Raw genomic sequence first — 13,144 nt, 5'->3', positions numbered from 1 at the left:
CGCTTTCCTACTTCTTTCAAAGGCTTATTGATTAAACACATTATCGCAATGTTTCAGGCCACTCCGCTTCAGCCTGATACTTCACATAGCCCATCGCCGTCATTCCCCCTTTTAATAAAGACGAATGTTGTTGCACCACCTCGCGTGGAATTTGCAATTTAATTTTAAACATCAATTTTGTCCGCTCTTCCGCCGTTTCTACGGATTTTGGCGTAAATTGCGCATTAGCCGCCACATAAACCACCTTAGCAGGAAAGGCTTTATCCATACCGTCCACCAAAATACGTGCATCATCATTTAATTTGACCTGATTAGAAATGGGAGCTGGTAAGAAAATATTGATATAAACATCTTCTAAATCTAAAAGGCTGACCACTTTCGCCCCTGCTCCAATCACATTACCCATTTCCACTAAACGATATTCAACCCGTCCCGCCAATGGTGATTTAATGATCAAATCCTGATGAATATCCGCCACCTCATCAATTTGTGCCTGCGCTTGTAAAACATAAGCCTCCGCCTCAGCTTTCGCCGCCTTTGCCCCAGAGAGTTCCGCCTGTGCCGCTTGATAAGCTGCTTCACGACGTTCTAACTCCGTACTGGAAATTAATTTATCCTTGCGTAATTGTTGGGCATTCGTCCATTCTAACTTCGCCACATCAAGCTGCTGCTGACGAGCAAGCTCCTGTGCGTTGGCTCTTTCTACCGCCTGCTCCGCTTGTTTTTTCCCAGCTTGAGCCTGAGCCAACTTTGCCATCACTTGACTATCAGATAAGCGAACCAAAGGCTGATCTTTCTCAACATTCTCGCCCTCATCTACATAAACTTGTTCCACTCTCCCCGCATAAAGGCTTGCAACATCAATACGTTCTACGGTTAAACGTCCGTTCATAGCTGAAATGCCTGGGGGTAAATCATCTGCATTACGGTTGACTAACCAATATACGACACCAGCACCAATTATCACCAATAACACAATTAAAATGAGTTTTTTCATTAGCGTTTCCTGTTTAGAGATAAAAAATCTCATTCAGTGTAAATAATGTTGTTTTTATCTTCAATCATCAATAAACAATAAAATATTGCTTAAGCAACAAAATAAATTAAAATGTTGGTTATTTCACTTTAAAAGAATGGAATAAAAATGGAAAAAACGGATATTCGGATCATTAAAACCCAACGCAATATTAAAAATGCTTTTCGTCAGCTATTAGACAAAAAGAACTTTGAGGATATTACCGTACAACATATTATTGATTTAGCTGAAATTAATCGTACGACCTTTTATAAGCATTACCTCAATAAAAATGCCTTAGCAACCCAAGTCATCGATGAATTTAAACAACAAATATTTCTGCCCATATTAGAGAAACGTTTTTCTTCCTCTTCCTATGAATTTGCACAATATATGGCTACAGTGCTTGCGAATTTTAGACAAGAGCTTAAATTACTTTGGAAAATTAATACTCCTAAAATCCATCTAAAACAGGATATTTATCAAATCATTAAAGAAAAATATATTGAGGAATACAAAAAAAGCCAACCTAATGATGCGAATATTACCTTTCAGGCTCATATTTTTGCCTCAATTTCGTTGGCTGTAACAAATTATATTATTGAACAAGATACGCTTTCCTATCCACCAGAATTACTGAAGAATATACAATTTGTTTTTAATCGATTATTAGAATAATTAAAAATCAAAAATATCCTGATCACGCAATAAATGTTGATTGCCCTTGCGTCTTAAAAAGCCGATTCGGTCATAATATTCCATTAATTGTACGGTTAATTTACGCCCAAAGCCTAGCTTATCTCGTAGCTGGTTGACACTAATACTGCCCTGTTCAGCAATAATTTGTTTAATAAAACCAGCATAATAATAAATATGTTCGGTGAGAAAAAAACGGTCTTTGACGACGGCGGTTAAATAACCCAATTTTCCTGCTTTATACATAAAATTTCGCATTTGGGTTTCTTCTATGGCTAATTTCGTTGCAACTTCTCTTACCCATAATGCCTGCCCTTCTTTTTCCTCAAATAATTGAAATACTTGCTGCCATAATTGGTATTCATCGGGGGAAAATTGCAATTTGTGTTCGGGCAAATGTAGCCAACCTCGATGTTGTTGGAGCTGACCTTGTTGTAACATTTGCTCAATAAAATGATAAATTAATTTTTCTGGCTGTCCTAAACAGGCAATGCGATAGAGGCGTGCTTTGCCTAGCCCAAGTTGATCTGGGTGTTGTTGATGATAATTTTGTAAGGCATTAAGCAAATGCGTTTTTTGTTGTTGCATAAAATGTGAATTAAAACACCAATCTTGAAAATGTATATCGCCGTTTTGCTGTAAAATCTGTTGTAATTGTTGTGTGGTTAATTGTTCAATCCAACAAAGCTGTTGAAAAGAACGTGCTTGAGATTGTAAATATAACCCTATTCGTTGTGCGGCGTTCGCTGCTTGAATTAAAAATTTTAAATAATTCAACCGCTCTTCTTGTCGTTTATAACGTTTAGGCGAATCAATTTCCACGACTTTTGCCCCTGCAATCACTTTTTTGGCATCCCCACTACGCAAAATTAATTTATCGCCATAGGCTAAAAATAAAGGGGTATCGAGGATTAATTCTGCTAAGCCCTGTTGTTGGCTGCTGAGTTGTTTGTGGGTTAATAAATTTAAACGGGCGGTGGTTTTGGTTGCCGCATGATAAAGATGCACAGGTTGGCTTTCTGTTAAATTCTCTTGGCTATTAAGCCAAATTGTAATACGTTCCGTCGCTGAGCCAGGGCGGCAAAATAACCAGTCGCCACGCTGAATAGGGTAGCGATCTAAATCAATATGGAGATTTAAAGCTAAACGTTGTCCTGCCAATCCTTGTTGGCTCGGTTGATTTTGGGCGTGAATATTTTTTATTCTTATTTTTTGTCCAGTAGAAAGATAAAGTTCATCATTAACCGATACGCTCCCCGCAAAAGCTGTTCCTGTTACCACTGTTCCTGCCCCTTTGAGGCTAAATACACGATCAATGGCGTAACGAAAAGGTTTCTCAATTTGCCCTTGGTAAGAAAGATGTTGTAAATAATCTCTCAGTTGAGCAATGCCTTGTCCTGTGTGAGCTGAGGTAACAAAAATGGGGCTATGGGCTAAAACAGGGTAATTTTGCTTTAATTGGTTTTTTAATTGTGCGATTTGATTATCATCAGCACGATCCGCTTTGCTAATCACCACCATAATTTGCTCAATTTGCAATAAAGTTAAAATGGTAAGATGTTCTTGGGTTTGTGGCTGAATCCCCTCATCGCTTGCCACCACTAGCATGGCATAATCAATGCCACCTAGTCCTGCCAACATATTCGCCAGAAATTTTTCATGCCCCGGCACATCAATAAAACCAAGCACCTTATCCGCCACTGGCAAATAAGCATAACCTAAATCGATGGTCATTCCTCGTTTTTTTTCTTCGGGTAAATGTGCGGTATTTGTGCCTGTTAATGCTTGTAATAATGCAGTTTTACCATGATCTACATGACCTGAAGTAACAATAATCATTATACTGTTCCCACTAATTTATATTTATGTTTTCAACGCTATTTAATAATCCTTGCAAATCTGCCACGCTACGCAGATCAAGCCAAATTTTATCTTGTTCTAAGCGACCAATAATCGGCTCGGGTAAAGATTTAAAATGTGCCATTAGATGTGTTAAATGTTTGCCTTGAATGGTTACCGCCACAGAAGGAATGCGTGCCATTGGCTGCGAACCACTGCCGATTTGGGCTGAATTTGGTTCAATATTTAATGAATATTCAGAATTTAATTGTTTTTCTAACCGCACTTTTAACTGTTGTGCTTGTTCGTTTAATAATTGGTCAGATACCGTTAATCGGGTTAAAGTTGGTAACCTTTCCAATAATTTTTCTGGTTGTAAATAAAGTCTTAAGGTGGCTTCTAATCCTGCCAAAATCACTTTATCGCAACGCAATACACGTTTAAGCGGATGTGCCTGTAATTGATCAATCAAGGCTTTCTTGCCCACAATAATTCCCGCTTGAACACCACCTAATAATTTATCCCCAGAAAAACTCACTAAATCAACCCCTTGGGCAATTTTTTCTTGCACTGTAGGTTCATAAGGTAAACCATATTGACGTAAATCGATCAATGCCCCACTGCCTAAATCACTGATAACGGGCAAATTATAGGATTTAGCCAATGCCACTAATTGCTGTTCATCGACCGCCGCCGTAAAACCACAAATTTGATAATTGCTACTATGGACTTTCATCAACAAAGCGGTATCCTCATTGATAGCTTTTGCATAATCACTTAAGTGAGTGCGGTTGGTTGTCCCTACTTCCCGTAACTGACAACCTGCCTGTTGCATAATATCAGGGATACGAAATGCCCCACCAATTTCAATCAACTCACCTCGAGAGATAATGACCTGCTTGTCCTTCCCTAATACGGCTAACATCAGCAACACTGCCGCTGCATTATTATTCACTACACAAGCCGCTTCTGCTCCCGTAAGCTGACAAAGTAACTCACTAATATAATTATCACGATGACTACGTTGCCCTGCTTGCAAATCATATTCCAGCGCCACATTATTACGCATCGCATTAAGCCCTGCCTGCTGTGCTGCTTCTGACCATAATGCCCGCCCTAAATTGGTATGTAATACCGTCCCTGTGAGATTATGCACGACTTGGATTTTAACTTGCTGACTGTGTTGCAATTTATCTGCCACTGCCTGTAAGAATACTTGCTCATCAGCACAAAAGTGCGGTAGCTTTTGCGAAAATTTTATTTGTTGTCGTGCTTGTTGCAATAATTCTCGGCAAACACGCACCATAGCACTATGCCCAAATTGTTCATTAAGTTGCTGTCCTCTTGTGGTTTTTAATAACTTATCCACCGAGGGTAAATGTTGAAACAATTTTTTCATTGTTATCCTTTTTTATTTTCAAATAGGGCGACTATTAGTCATTTCAATTTAAAATGAGACAAGGCGGTATGTCGAAGACAGTACAAATAGTACAGCGAGACGTACCAACGCAATATCATTTCTAAAATGGGACAACTATATAATAAGCCCAAATGGACTGATTACCAATATACGCCGAGATTTTATTGCAAGTTACCTTTTTTTCAGTTAAAGTTCACAAGTTCGTTAAAAGGAAGGTCGTCGTATCCGGTGATGCGGCAGGACTTCAAATCCTGTTAAGGCTGCCAGCAGTCTTGGGTGGGTTCAACTCCCATGGCCTTCCGCCAGATAATTTCCCCACATATTGATATTACACCGAATAAAATCATTATATTTACCATAAGAAAAAACCACCTTTCGGTGGTTTTTTTAGAATTAACGTTTATTTTTAACCAGTTTTTCGGTAAGTTCGTAAGCGCGTAATTTTGCTAATTCTTTGGATAGTTTAGAGGCAAGGATTTCATAATTTGCATCTTTTGCTGCAGCAACAATATTTTGTTCGGCTTTACGTTTAGCCTCTAAAATACGATCACCATCAAGCTCTTTTCCTCGAATAGCCACATCAGCAAGTACGGTAACAACATTGGGTTGTACTTCTAAAAAACCACCAGAAACATAGATAACTTCTTCTTGGTCATTCTCAAGTACAATCTTAACAATACCCGGTTTTATTGCGGTAAGTAAAGGAATATGCCCAGGTAAAATACCTAATTCCCCTTCACTTCCCGTTACCTGAATACGTTTTACTTCTCCGCTAAAAATGCTTTGTTCTGCACTGACTACTGTTAATGTTACTGTTGTCATTTTATTCTCCTTCAAGTTTTCTATTTAACACTTGAAGTGATTACATTTTTTTCGCTTTTTCTAGCACTTCTTCAATAGAACCAACCATATAGAACGCTTGCTCTGGAATATGGTCATATTCACCATCTAAAATACCTTTGAAACCACGAATTGTATCTTTCAATGACACATATTTACCCGGTGAACCTGTAAAGACTTCTGCCACAAAGAAAGGCTGTGATAAGAAACGTTCGATTTTTCTCGCACGAGCAACCACTAACTTATCTTCTTCAGAAAGTTCGTCCATACCAAGAATGGCAATAATATCTTTCAACTCTTTATAACGTTGTAAGATACCTTGTACACCACGAGCAACATTATAATGTTCTTCCCCGACCACTAATGGATCAAGCTGTCTTGAAGTAGAATCAAGTGGGTCAACCGCTGGGTAAATCCCTAAAGAAGCAATTTGACGGCTTAAAACCACTGTTGAATCTAAGTGAGCAAAGGTTGTAGCTGGTGACGGGTCTGTTAAGTCATCGGCTGGTACATAAACCGCTTGTACAGAGGTAATAGAGCCTGTTTTGGTTGAAGTAATACGTTCTTGTAATACCCCCATTTCCTCAGCTAAAGTTGGTTGATAACCTACCGCTGAAGGCATACGACCTAATAAAGCGGATACTTCTGTTCCCGCTAAGGTATAACGATAAATATTATCCACGAAAAATAAAACATCTCGTCCTTCATCACGGAATTTTTCCGCCATGGTTAATCCTGTTAAAGCCACACGCAGACGGTTACCTGGTGGTTCATTCATTTGTCCATAGACAAGAGAAACTTTATCTAAGACGTTAGAATCCGTCATTTCATGATAGAAGTCATTACCTTCACGGGTACGCTCACCTACCCCTGCAAACACAGAATAACCTGAGTGTTCAATGGCAATATTACGGATTAACTCCATCATATTAACGGTTTTTCCTACTCCAGCACCACCAAACAAACCAACTTTACCCCCTTTTGCAAACGGGCAAATTAAATCAATAACCTTGATACCTGTTTCTAATAATTCTGTACTATTAGATTGTTCTTCATAACTCGGTGGCGCACGATGAATTGACCAACTTTCTTCTGCACCAATTTCGCCTTTTTCATCAATAGGTTCGCCTAATACATTCATTATGCGTCCTAAGGTTTTTGTTCCTACTGGAACAGAAATCGGTTTTTTCGTATCTGTAACCGATAAACCACGTTTTAAACCGTCCGATGATCCCATTGCGATACAACGAACAACCCCGCCGCCTAATTGTTGCTGAACTTCAAGCACTAAGCCTGTTTCTACATTAAGGGCATCATATACTTTTGGTACTGCATCTTGTGGAAATTCAACGTCAATAACCGCACCGATGATTTGTACAATTTTTCCAGTTGCCATTACCGTTCCTCTAATTGACCTAAATTGCTGCTGCACCTGCAACAATTTCATTTAATTCATTTGTAATACTTGCTTGACGTGCTTTGTTATACACTAATTGTAATTCTTTGATTAAATTAGTTGCATTATCTGTCGCCGCTTTCATCGCTACCATTCGCGCTGCTTGCTCAGAAGCCAAGTTTTCGACTACCGCTTGATAAACTTGCGATTCTAAATACCTTACCAATAAGCTATCCAATAATGTTTTCGCATCAGGTTCGTATAAATAATCCCAAGTTTGTGTTACTTCGCCTAAATTATCTGTTTCTAATTCTGGCAAGGGAACGAGCTTTTGTAGTATAGGTTTTTGCGACATGGTATTAATAAACTTATTATAAGCAATATAGATCGCATCTATTTTGCCTTCTCGATAAGCCTCAAATAATCGATTTGCAATACCAATTAACTCTTCTAAGGAAGGGTTATCGCCCATACCAGAATGCTGCGCTTTAATCTCTAAACCTAACGAATGGAAAAAATTAATCCCTTTAGCACCCACTAAGCCTAAAACGGTATCAATATTATTATCATTCCATTCTTTAATTTGATTAAGTGCGGTCTTAAATAAATTAATATTCAGTCCACCACATAATCCACGATCAGTAGAAACTACCAAAACCGCAACACGTTTAATTTCTCGTTCCTGTAAAAACGGATGTTTATAATCAACATTAGCTTTTGATATATGGCTGATGACTTTGCGTATCGCCTCAGAATAAGGACGTGATAAGGACATTCTATCCTGAGTTTTACGCATTTTAGAAGCAGCAACCATTTCCATTGCCTTAGTAATCTTTTGAGTACTTTGCACACTGGAAATTTTGGTTCTTATTTCTTTTGCGCCTGCCATTTTCTTTCTCCGTTAGTTGAATTACCAAGAACTGCTTGTTTTGAATTTATCTAAAATACCTTGTAAAGTATTTTTGATTTCATCATTATAATTACCAGTTTGGGTTAATTCAGCCATAAATTCAGCATAATTTGCCTGAGCAAATTCTAATAAATTCTGCTCAAAAGAAGCAATGCGATCTAATTCAACATCATCAAGATAGCCAAACTCAACAGCAAATAATACTAATGCTTGTTGTGCCACAGAAAGTGGAGAATATTGTTTTTGTTTCAATAATTCTGTTACTTTTTGTCCATGAGATAACTGTTTACGCGTTGCATCATCAAGATCTGAAGCAAACTGAGCAAAAGCCGCAAGTTCACGATATTGTGCTAATGCGGTACGAATACCCCCAGCTAATTTTTTTATTACTTTTGTTTGTGCGGCACCACCTACCCGAGAAACCGAAATACCTGGGTTTACCGCAGGACGAATCCCCGAGTTAAACAAATTAGATTCAAGGAAAATTTGTCCATCAGTAATCGAAATCACGTTAGTTGGTACGAAAGCAGAAACGTCCCCCGCTTGGGTTTCAATAATAGGTAGTGCAGTTAATGATCCTGTTTTACCTGTTACTTTACCTTGGGTAAAACGCTCAACATAATCTTCATTCACACGAGAAGCACGCTCTAATAAACGAGAGTGTAAATAGAATACATCGCCTGGGAATGCTTCACGACCTGGTGGACGACGCAATAAAAGCGAAATTTGACGATAAGCCACAGCCTGTTTAGATAAATCATCATAAACAATTAACGCATCTTCACCGCGATCACGGAAATATTCGCCCATAGCACAACCCGCATAAGGGGCTAAATATTGTAACGCCGCAGATTCAGAGGCAGAAGCCACTACCACAATGGTATTTTGTAATGCACCATGTTCTTCTAATTTACGCACTACATTAGCAATAGTAGAAGCCTTTTGTCCAATAGCCACATAAATACATTTAATGCCAGAGTCTTTTTGATTAATAATTGCATCAATGGCTAAAGCGGTTTTCCCTGTTTGACGGTCACCGATAATTAACTCACGTTGACCACGTCCAATTGGCACCATAGAATCCACTGCTTTATACCCTGTTTGTACAGGTTGATCTACCGATTTACGATCAATAACCCCTGGTGCAATCACTTCAATAGGTGAAAAACCATCATTTTCAATTTCACCTTTACCATCTATAGGTTGTCCTAAGGTATTTACCACACGCCCTAACAAACCTCGACCGACAGGCACTTCAAGAATACGGCCAGTACATTGTACTTCCATACCTTCAGCTAAATCCGTATAAGGCCCCATCACCACAGCACCAACGGAATCACGCTCTAAGTTTAAAGCTATTGCATATTTATTTCCCGGTAATGCAATCATTTCGCCTTGCATTACATCACTTAAGCCATGGATATGAATAATTCCATCGCTCACTGAAACGATTGTCCCTGTATTGCGAGGTTCATTCTCAATATCAAATTGGGCAATTCGTTTTTTAATCAGTTCACTAATTTCTGTTGAATTGAGTTGCATTTTTTGTTCCTCTTATAATTGCAACGCATTTGCCAGACGGTTTAATTGACCTCGGCTACTGCCATCAATCACCATATCATCCGTACGAATAATCGCCCCAGCGATTAATTCCTTATCTACGCTACAATTTAATTTCACTTTAGCCGCCAGTTTCTTTTCCATTGCTTGAGCAATTTTTTGTTGTTGAGCTTGGGTTAATGGTTGAGCAGAAATGACTTTTACTTCTTTAATAGATTGATATTCAGCCACATAAGATAAGAATTGCTGAAATACGGTAGGAAGTAACATTAAACGATGATTTTCAGCCATTAACTGAATAAGGTTTTGTCCATATTGATCAAGCTGATCATCACAAAGATTGATCAAGGTTTCTGCTGTTTTTTGGGCAGAATTTACACCAGATAAAAGTAATTGCAGTTCAGGTTGTTTAACCAATTCGGCCATAAAATTCAACATCACTGTCCATTTTTCCAATGTTTGCTTTTCAAGGGCAAAATCAAACACCGCTTTTGCATAAGGACGAGCTATAGTTGTTAATTCCGACATAGGCTTTTCCTTCTATAAATCCGCAACAAGTTTATCAATAATGTCATTATTTGCCGCTTCATCAATGGTGCGACCAACAATTTTTTCTGCACCCGCGACAGCTAAAGAAGCCACTTTAACGCGTAATTCTTCTTGTACTCGCTTACGCTCAGATTCAACCTCAGCGTAACCTTGTGCAATAATTTTAGCTTTAAGTTGCTCAGCTTCCGCTTTGACTTCCTCTAAAATTTCATTACGGCGTTTATTGGCTAAATCAACAATCTCTTGAGCTTGGGTTTTCGCTTGAGCTAATTCTTGTTCAACCAATTTTTTGCTATCAGCTTGTTCTTTTTTAGCCGCTTCCGCAGAAGCTAAAGCATCAGCAATTTTTGCCTGACGTTCTTCAATAGCTTTAATAATTGGTGGCCAAACGTATTTCATACAAAAAAGTACGAATAAGACAAAAGCGACTGTTTGCCAAATTAATGTTGCATTTAAATTCACAACGACCTCCTCGAGTTGGGATTAGCTTATTAGCATAGATGACAAAATAAGCTAATTTAAATGATTAATGGTAAGTCCAACTCTCTTTTATTGTAATAAACCAATAAATGGATTTGCGAAGATGAAAAGTAAAGAAATACCTACTGCAATCATAGAAATCGCATCTAATAAACCTGCAATAATAAACATTTTTGTTTGCAAGCTACTTGCTAATTCAGGTTGACGAGCTGAAGACTCTAAAAATTTGCCACCTAATAGTGCAAAGCCAATCGCCGTACCAAAAGCCGCTAAAGCAAGTAAAATAGCAGAAGCAATGATTGTTGTAGAAATTACAGTTTCCATAGTTTTCTCCGTAAGGTTTAAAGAATCTAGCTAAACGCTAGGGTTAAGTTAAACAAAGTAATAATAAAAGAATATTAATCCCTATTTTTAATTAATGTTCTGCTTTGTTATAAGCAATACTTAAATAAACCACTGTCAACATCATAAAAATAAAGGCTTGTAAGGTAATCACTAAAATATGGAAAATCGCCCAAATTAAATGTAAAGGAACACCTAACATCGCAATTAATCCATTCGCACCATAAATAACCGCGATTAACACAAAAACAAGTTCACCAGCATACATATTACCAAATAAACGGAAAGCCAATGAAATCGGTTTTGCTAATAAGGTAACAGTTTCAAGTAATAAATTAACAGGAATTAATAAAGGATGATTAAAAGGATGAAGGGTATATTCTTTAACAAAACCTTTTACCCCTTTAGATTTAATTGTGTAGTAAATAATTAAGAAAAAGACACCAATCCCTAACGACAAGGTAATGCTAATATCCGCTGTCGGTACCGCCCGTAAATAATCAATGCCTGTCATTTTTGCCGTTTCAGGTAAATAATCGACTGGTACAAGATCGATTAAATTCATAATAAAAACCCAGCAGAAGATGGTTAAGGCTAAGGGAGCAACAGCATGACGCGGCCCATGGAAATTTTCTCTGACAATACCATCAACCCATTCGACAATCATTTCAACAAAACATTGTAATTTACCCGGTACGCCACTGGTGGATTTTTTAGCGACTTTATAAAAAAGCGTAAGAAAAATAAGACCAGAAATCACACTAAAGAAAAGCGAATCAAGATGAACAGACCAGAAAGAATCTCCTGAGGCAAGAAATTGCAAATGGTGCTGAATATAGCCAGTCGCGGTTAATTCTGATGAATGAGCTGCCATAATAAATTTATCCTATAAAATAAATTAACTAATAGGGTTTCTCTGCTGTTTTATCAGCAAAATCATAGGTAATGCCACATTTAAAATCAAAAAAACAATAAACCCAATAAAAAAATAAACAAAATGAATTTTTTTATAAAAAATAAACACTAATGCAATAATAAGAATAGTGAATAAAAATTTTACCCCTTCACCTTGATAAAGTGCGGTGGTTTTATTGGTTAAATATTGTGATTTTTCGCGAAAAAAAACAAAACCTATTAATAATACTTGTGGGATAACACTTGAAATTGCACCAAATAAAAAAGAAATGCCGTAATGTTGTTGATAAAGGGTTAATAATAAAGAAAATACGCTCAGTAAAATGGCTTCAATGATGATGACCTTTCCGTATAAAGCCCTTGTATTTCCTAGCACCCTAGACATTCTTTATTCGCTTTAACTTATCCTTACAAATACTTCCGAATTATACGTTACTCTTGCGGTTATTCAACTGTTAAATACAAAAAAAGTGTTAACTACTTAACATTTCTGGAAAAAATTTAACATTTTTATTAATAAGCAAAATTGAAATTAACCTTAAAGTGTAAAAATGATCATTTGTTAAGCAAAATCAAATGACGCTCAGCCCTTAATTCTGGTACTTGCAAGGGAATCACTTGCTCAATTTTCATCATAGGATCAAGCTGTTCCACTTCTTGTTGGTGATATTGCCCTTTTAACGCATAAAATTTCCCATTTGGAGCTGGCAAATGATGACACCAATCCACCATATCCTTCAAGCTAGCGAAAGCGCGACTCAATACCCCATCAAATTGGTGATCGGGTTGATAAACTTCCACTCGGCTTAGAACGGTTTCAACATTATTCAAGCCAAGTTCACGAATGGCATTACGAATAAAACTAATACGCTTGCCCAAACTATCTAATAAAACAAAGTGTTTATCAGGATTAACAATGGCTAAAGGCAAACCGGGCAAGCCGGGGCCTGTGCCTACATCAATAAACCGCTGTCCTTGTAAGTAAGGGCTAACCACTAAACTATCCAAAATATGCTTAACCAACATTTCCATCGGATCACGCACAGAAGTTAAATTATAGGCTTTATTCCATTTCACCAATAATAGCACCAACTTAACAAGCTGTTGTTTTTGTTGATCGGTTATCGAAAGTGCGGTCTGTTTTAACAATAAATTTAATTTTTCCGCTAATGCTGTTGTCAT

The 13,144-nt window shown here is 37.6% G+C and carries 14 protein-coding genes and 1 tRNA gene; 2 read left to right on the top strand and 13 right to left on the bottom strand.

Annotation, left to right across the window (positions count from 1 at the left end; translation table 11 throughout):
* Positions 1 to 40: 40 nt before the first annotated feature.
* The gene (locus EV694_RS06610) at positions 41 to 997 is read right to left on the bottom strand and encodes an HlyD family secretion protein (RefSeq protein ID WP_132690738.1); all 957 of its coding nucleotides are present in this window, start codon (positions 995 to 997) and stop codon (positions 41 to 43) included.
* A 147-nt stretch (positions 998 to 1,144) separates the two neighbouring features.
* Between EV694_RS06610 and EV694_RS06605 the strand changes: the two genes are divergently transcribed.
* Positions 1,145 to 1,693: a TetR/AcrR family transcriptional regulator gene (locus EV694_RS06605; protein ID WP_132690736.1), complete on the top strand. Its 549-nt coding sequence runs from the start codon at positions 1,145 to 1,147 to the stop codon at positions 1,691 to 1,693.
* On the opposite strand, the gene selB is transcribed toward EV694_RS06605, so the two are convergent.
* Complete coding sequence (selB, locus tag EV694_RS06600) at positions 1,694 to 3,550, bottom strand: selenocysteine-specific translation elongation factor (RefSeq protein ID WP_132690734.1); 1,857 nt, start codon at positions 3,548 to 3,550, stop codon at positions 1,694 to 1,696.
* 13 nt (positions 3,551 to 3,563) lie between these two features.
* Positions 3,564 to 4,949 (bottom strand): L-seryl-tRNA(Sec) selenium transferase, encoded by a 1,386-nt coding sequence (gene selA, locus EV694_RS06595; RefSeq protein ID WP_132690732.1) that lies wholly within the window; start codon positions 4,947 to 4,949, stop codon positions 3,564 to 3,566.
* 231 nt (positions 4,950 to 5,180) lie between these two features.
* Here selA and EV694_RS10900 point away from each other — a divergent pair.
* Positions 5,181 to 5,275 (top strand) — tRNA-Sec (locus EV694_RS10900).
* Positions 5,276 to 5,363: 88 nt separating this feature from the next.
* On the opposite strand, the gene EV694_RS06590 is transcribed toward EV694_RS10900, so the two are convergent.
* The 10 genes from EV694_RS06590 to rsmG form a co-directional block, all read right to left on the bottom strand.
* Complete coding sequence (locus EV694_RS06590; protein ID WP_132690730.1) at positions 5,364 to 5,792, bottom strand: F0F1 ATP synthase subunit epsilon; 429 nt, start codon at positions 5,790 to 5,792, stop codon at positions 5,364 to 5,366.
* Positions 5,793 to 5,832: 40 nt separating this feature from the next.
* Positions 5,833 to 7,206, bottom strand: a complete 1,374-nt coding sequence (gene atpD / locus EV694_RS06585; protein ID WP_132690728.1) for a F0F1 ATP synthase subunit beta — start codon at positions 7,204 to 7,206, stop codon at positions 5,833 to 5,835.
* 19 nt (positions 7,207 to 7,225) lie between these two features.
* Entirely contained in the window at positions 7,226 to 8,095 is an 870-nt protein-coding gene (gene atpG, locus EV694_RS06580; protein WP_132690726.1) for a F0F1 ATP synthase subunit gamma, read from the bottom strand.
* A gap of 21 nt (positions 8,096 to 8,116) precedes the next feature.
* Positions 8,117 to 9,658, bottom strand: coding sequence for a F0F1 ATP synthase subunit alpha (gene atpA, locus EV694_RS06575; protein WP_132690724.1), 1,542 nt, complete (start codon positions 9,656 to 9,658; stop codon positions 8,117 to 8,119).
* Positions 9,659 to 9,670: 12 nt separating this feature from the next.
* Entirely contained in the window at positions 9,671 to 10,204 is a 534-nt protein-coding gene (gene atpH / locus EV694_RS06570) for a F0F1 ATP synthase subunit delta (protein WP_132690722.1), read from the bottom strand.
* Between the two features lie 12 nt (positions 10,205 to 10,216).
* A complete protein-coding gene (atpF, locus tag EV694_RS06565) occupies positions 10,217 to 10,687 on the bottom strand; it encodes a F0F1 ATP synthase subunit B (protein ID WP_132690720.1) in 471 nt (156 codons plus the stop codon).
* Between the two features lie 87 nt (positions 10,688 to 10,774).
* The gene (gene atpE / locus EV694_RS06560; protein WP_132690718.1) at positions 10,775 to 11,029 is read right to left on the bottom strand and encodes a F0F1 ATP synthase subunit C; all 255 of its coding nucleotides are present in this window, start codon (positions 11,027 to 11,029) and stop codon (positions 10,775 to 10,777) included.
* A gap of 91 nt (positions 11,030 to 11,120) precedes the next feature.
* On the bottom strand, positions 11,121 to 11,921 hold the full coding sequence (gene atpB, locus EV694_RS06555; protein ID WP_132690716.1) for a F0F1 ATP synthase subunit A: 801 nt from the start codon (positions 11,919 to 11,921) through the stop codon (positions 11,121 to 11,123).
* 24 nt (positions 11,922 to 11,945) lie between these two features.
* Entirely contained in the window at positions 11,946 to 12,347 is a 402-nt protein-coding gene (locus tag EV694_RS06550; protein WP_132690714.1) for an ATP synthase subunit I, read from the bottom strand.
* Between the two features lie 170 nt (positions 12,348 to 12,517).
* The gene (gene rsmG, locus EV694_RS06545; RefSeq protein WP_132690712.1) at positions 12,518 to 13,144 is read right to left on the bottom strand and encodes a 16S rRNA (guanine(527)-N(7))-methyltransferase RsmG; all 627 of its coding nucleotides are present in this window, start codon (positions 13,142 to 13,144) and stop codon (positions 12,518 to 12,520) included.

The sequence above is a fragment of the Volucribacter psittacicida genome, assembly GCF_004339025.1.
Classification (GTDB): domain Bacteria; phylum Pseudomonadota; class Gammaproteobacteria; order Enterobacterales; family Pasteurellaceae; genus Volucribacter; species Volucribacter psittacicida.
The sequence above is the reverse complement of the archived record's forward strand: the minus strand, read 5'-3'. Positions and strand labels throughout refer to the sequence as shown.

Bases quoted from the DNA above. Each gene is read 5' to 3' on its own strand.
- EV694_RS06550 (WP_132690714.1), bottom strand. From the start codon at position 12,347: ATGTCTAGGGTGCTAGGAAATACAAGGGCTTTATACGGAAAGGTCATC.
- rsmG (WP_132690712.1), bottom strand. From the start codon at position 13,144: ATGACAACAGCATTAGCGGAAAAATTAAATTTATTGTTAAAACAGACC.
- EV694_RS06590 (WP_132690730.1), bottom strand. From the start codon at position 5,792: ATGACAACAGTAACATTAACAGTAGTCAGTGCAGAACAAAGCATTTTT.
- selB (WP_132690734.1), bottom strand. From the start codon at position 3,550: ATGATTATTGTTACTTCAGGTCATGTAGATCATGGTAAAACTGCATTA.
- EV694_RS06605 (WP_132690736.1), top strand. From the start codon at position 1,145: ATGGAAAAAACGGATATTCGGATCATTAAAACCCAACGCAATATTAAA.
- atpG (WP_132690726.1), bottom strand. From the start codon at position 8,095: ATGGCAGGCGCAAAAGAAATAAGAACCAAAATTTCCAGTGTGCAAAGT.
- atpB (WP_132690716.1), bottom strand. From the start codon at position 11,921: ATGGCAGCTCATTCATCAGAATTAACCGCGACTGGCTATATTCAGCAC.
- atpA (WP_132690724.1), bottom strand. From the start codon at position 9,658: ATGCAACTCAATTCAACAGAAATTAGTGAACTGATTAAAAAACGAATT.
- atpE (WP_132690718.1), bottom strand. From the start codon at position 11,029: ATGGAAACTGTAATTTCTACAACAATCATTGCTTCTGCTATTTTACTT.
- atpH (WP_132690722.1), bottom strand. From the start codon at position 10,204: ATGTCGGAATTAACAACTATAGCTCGTCCTTATGCAAAAGCGGTGTTT.
- selA (WP_132690732.1), bottom strand. From the start codon at position 4,949: ATGAAAAAATTGTTTCAACATTTACCCTCGGTGGATAAGTTATTAAAA.
- EV694_RS06610 (WP_132690738.1), bottom strand. From the start codon at position 997: ATGAAAAAACTCATTTTAATTGTGTTATTGGTGATAATTGGTGCTGGT.
- atpD (WP_132690728.1), bottom strand. From the start codon at position 7,206: ATGGCAACTGGAAAAATTGTACAAATCATCGGTGCGGTTATTGACGTT.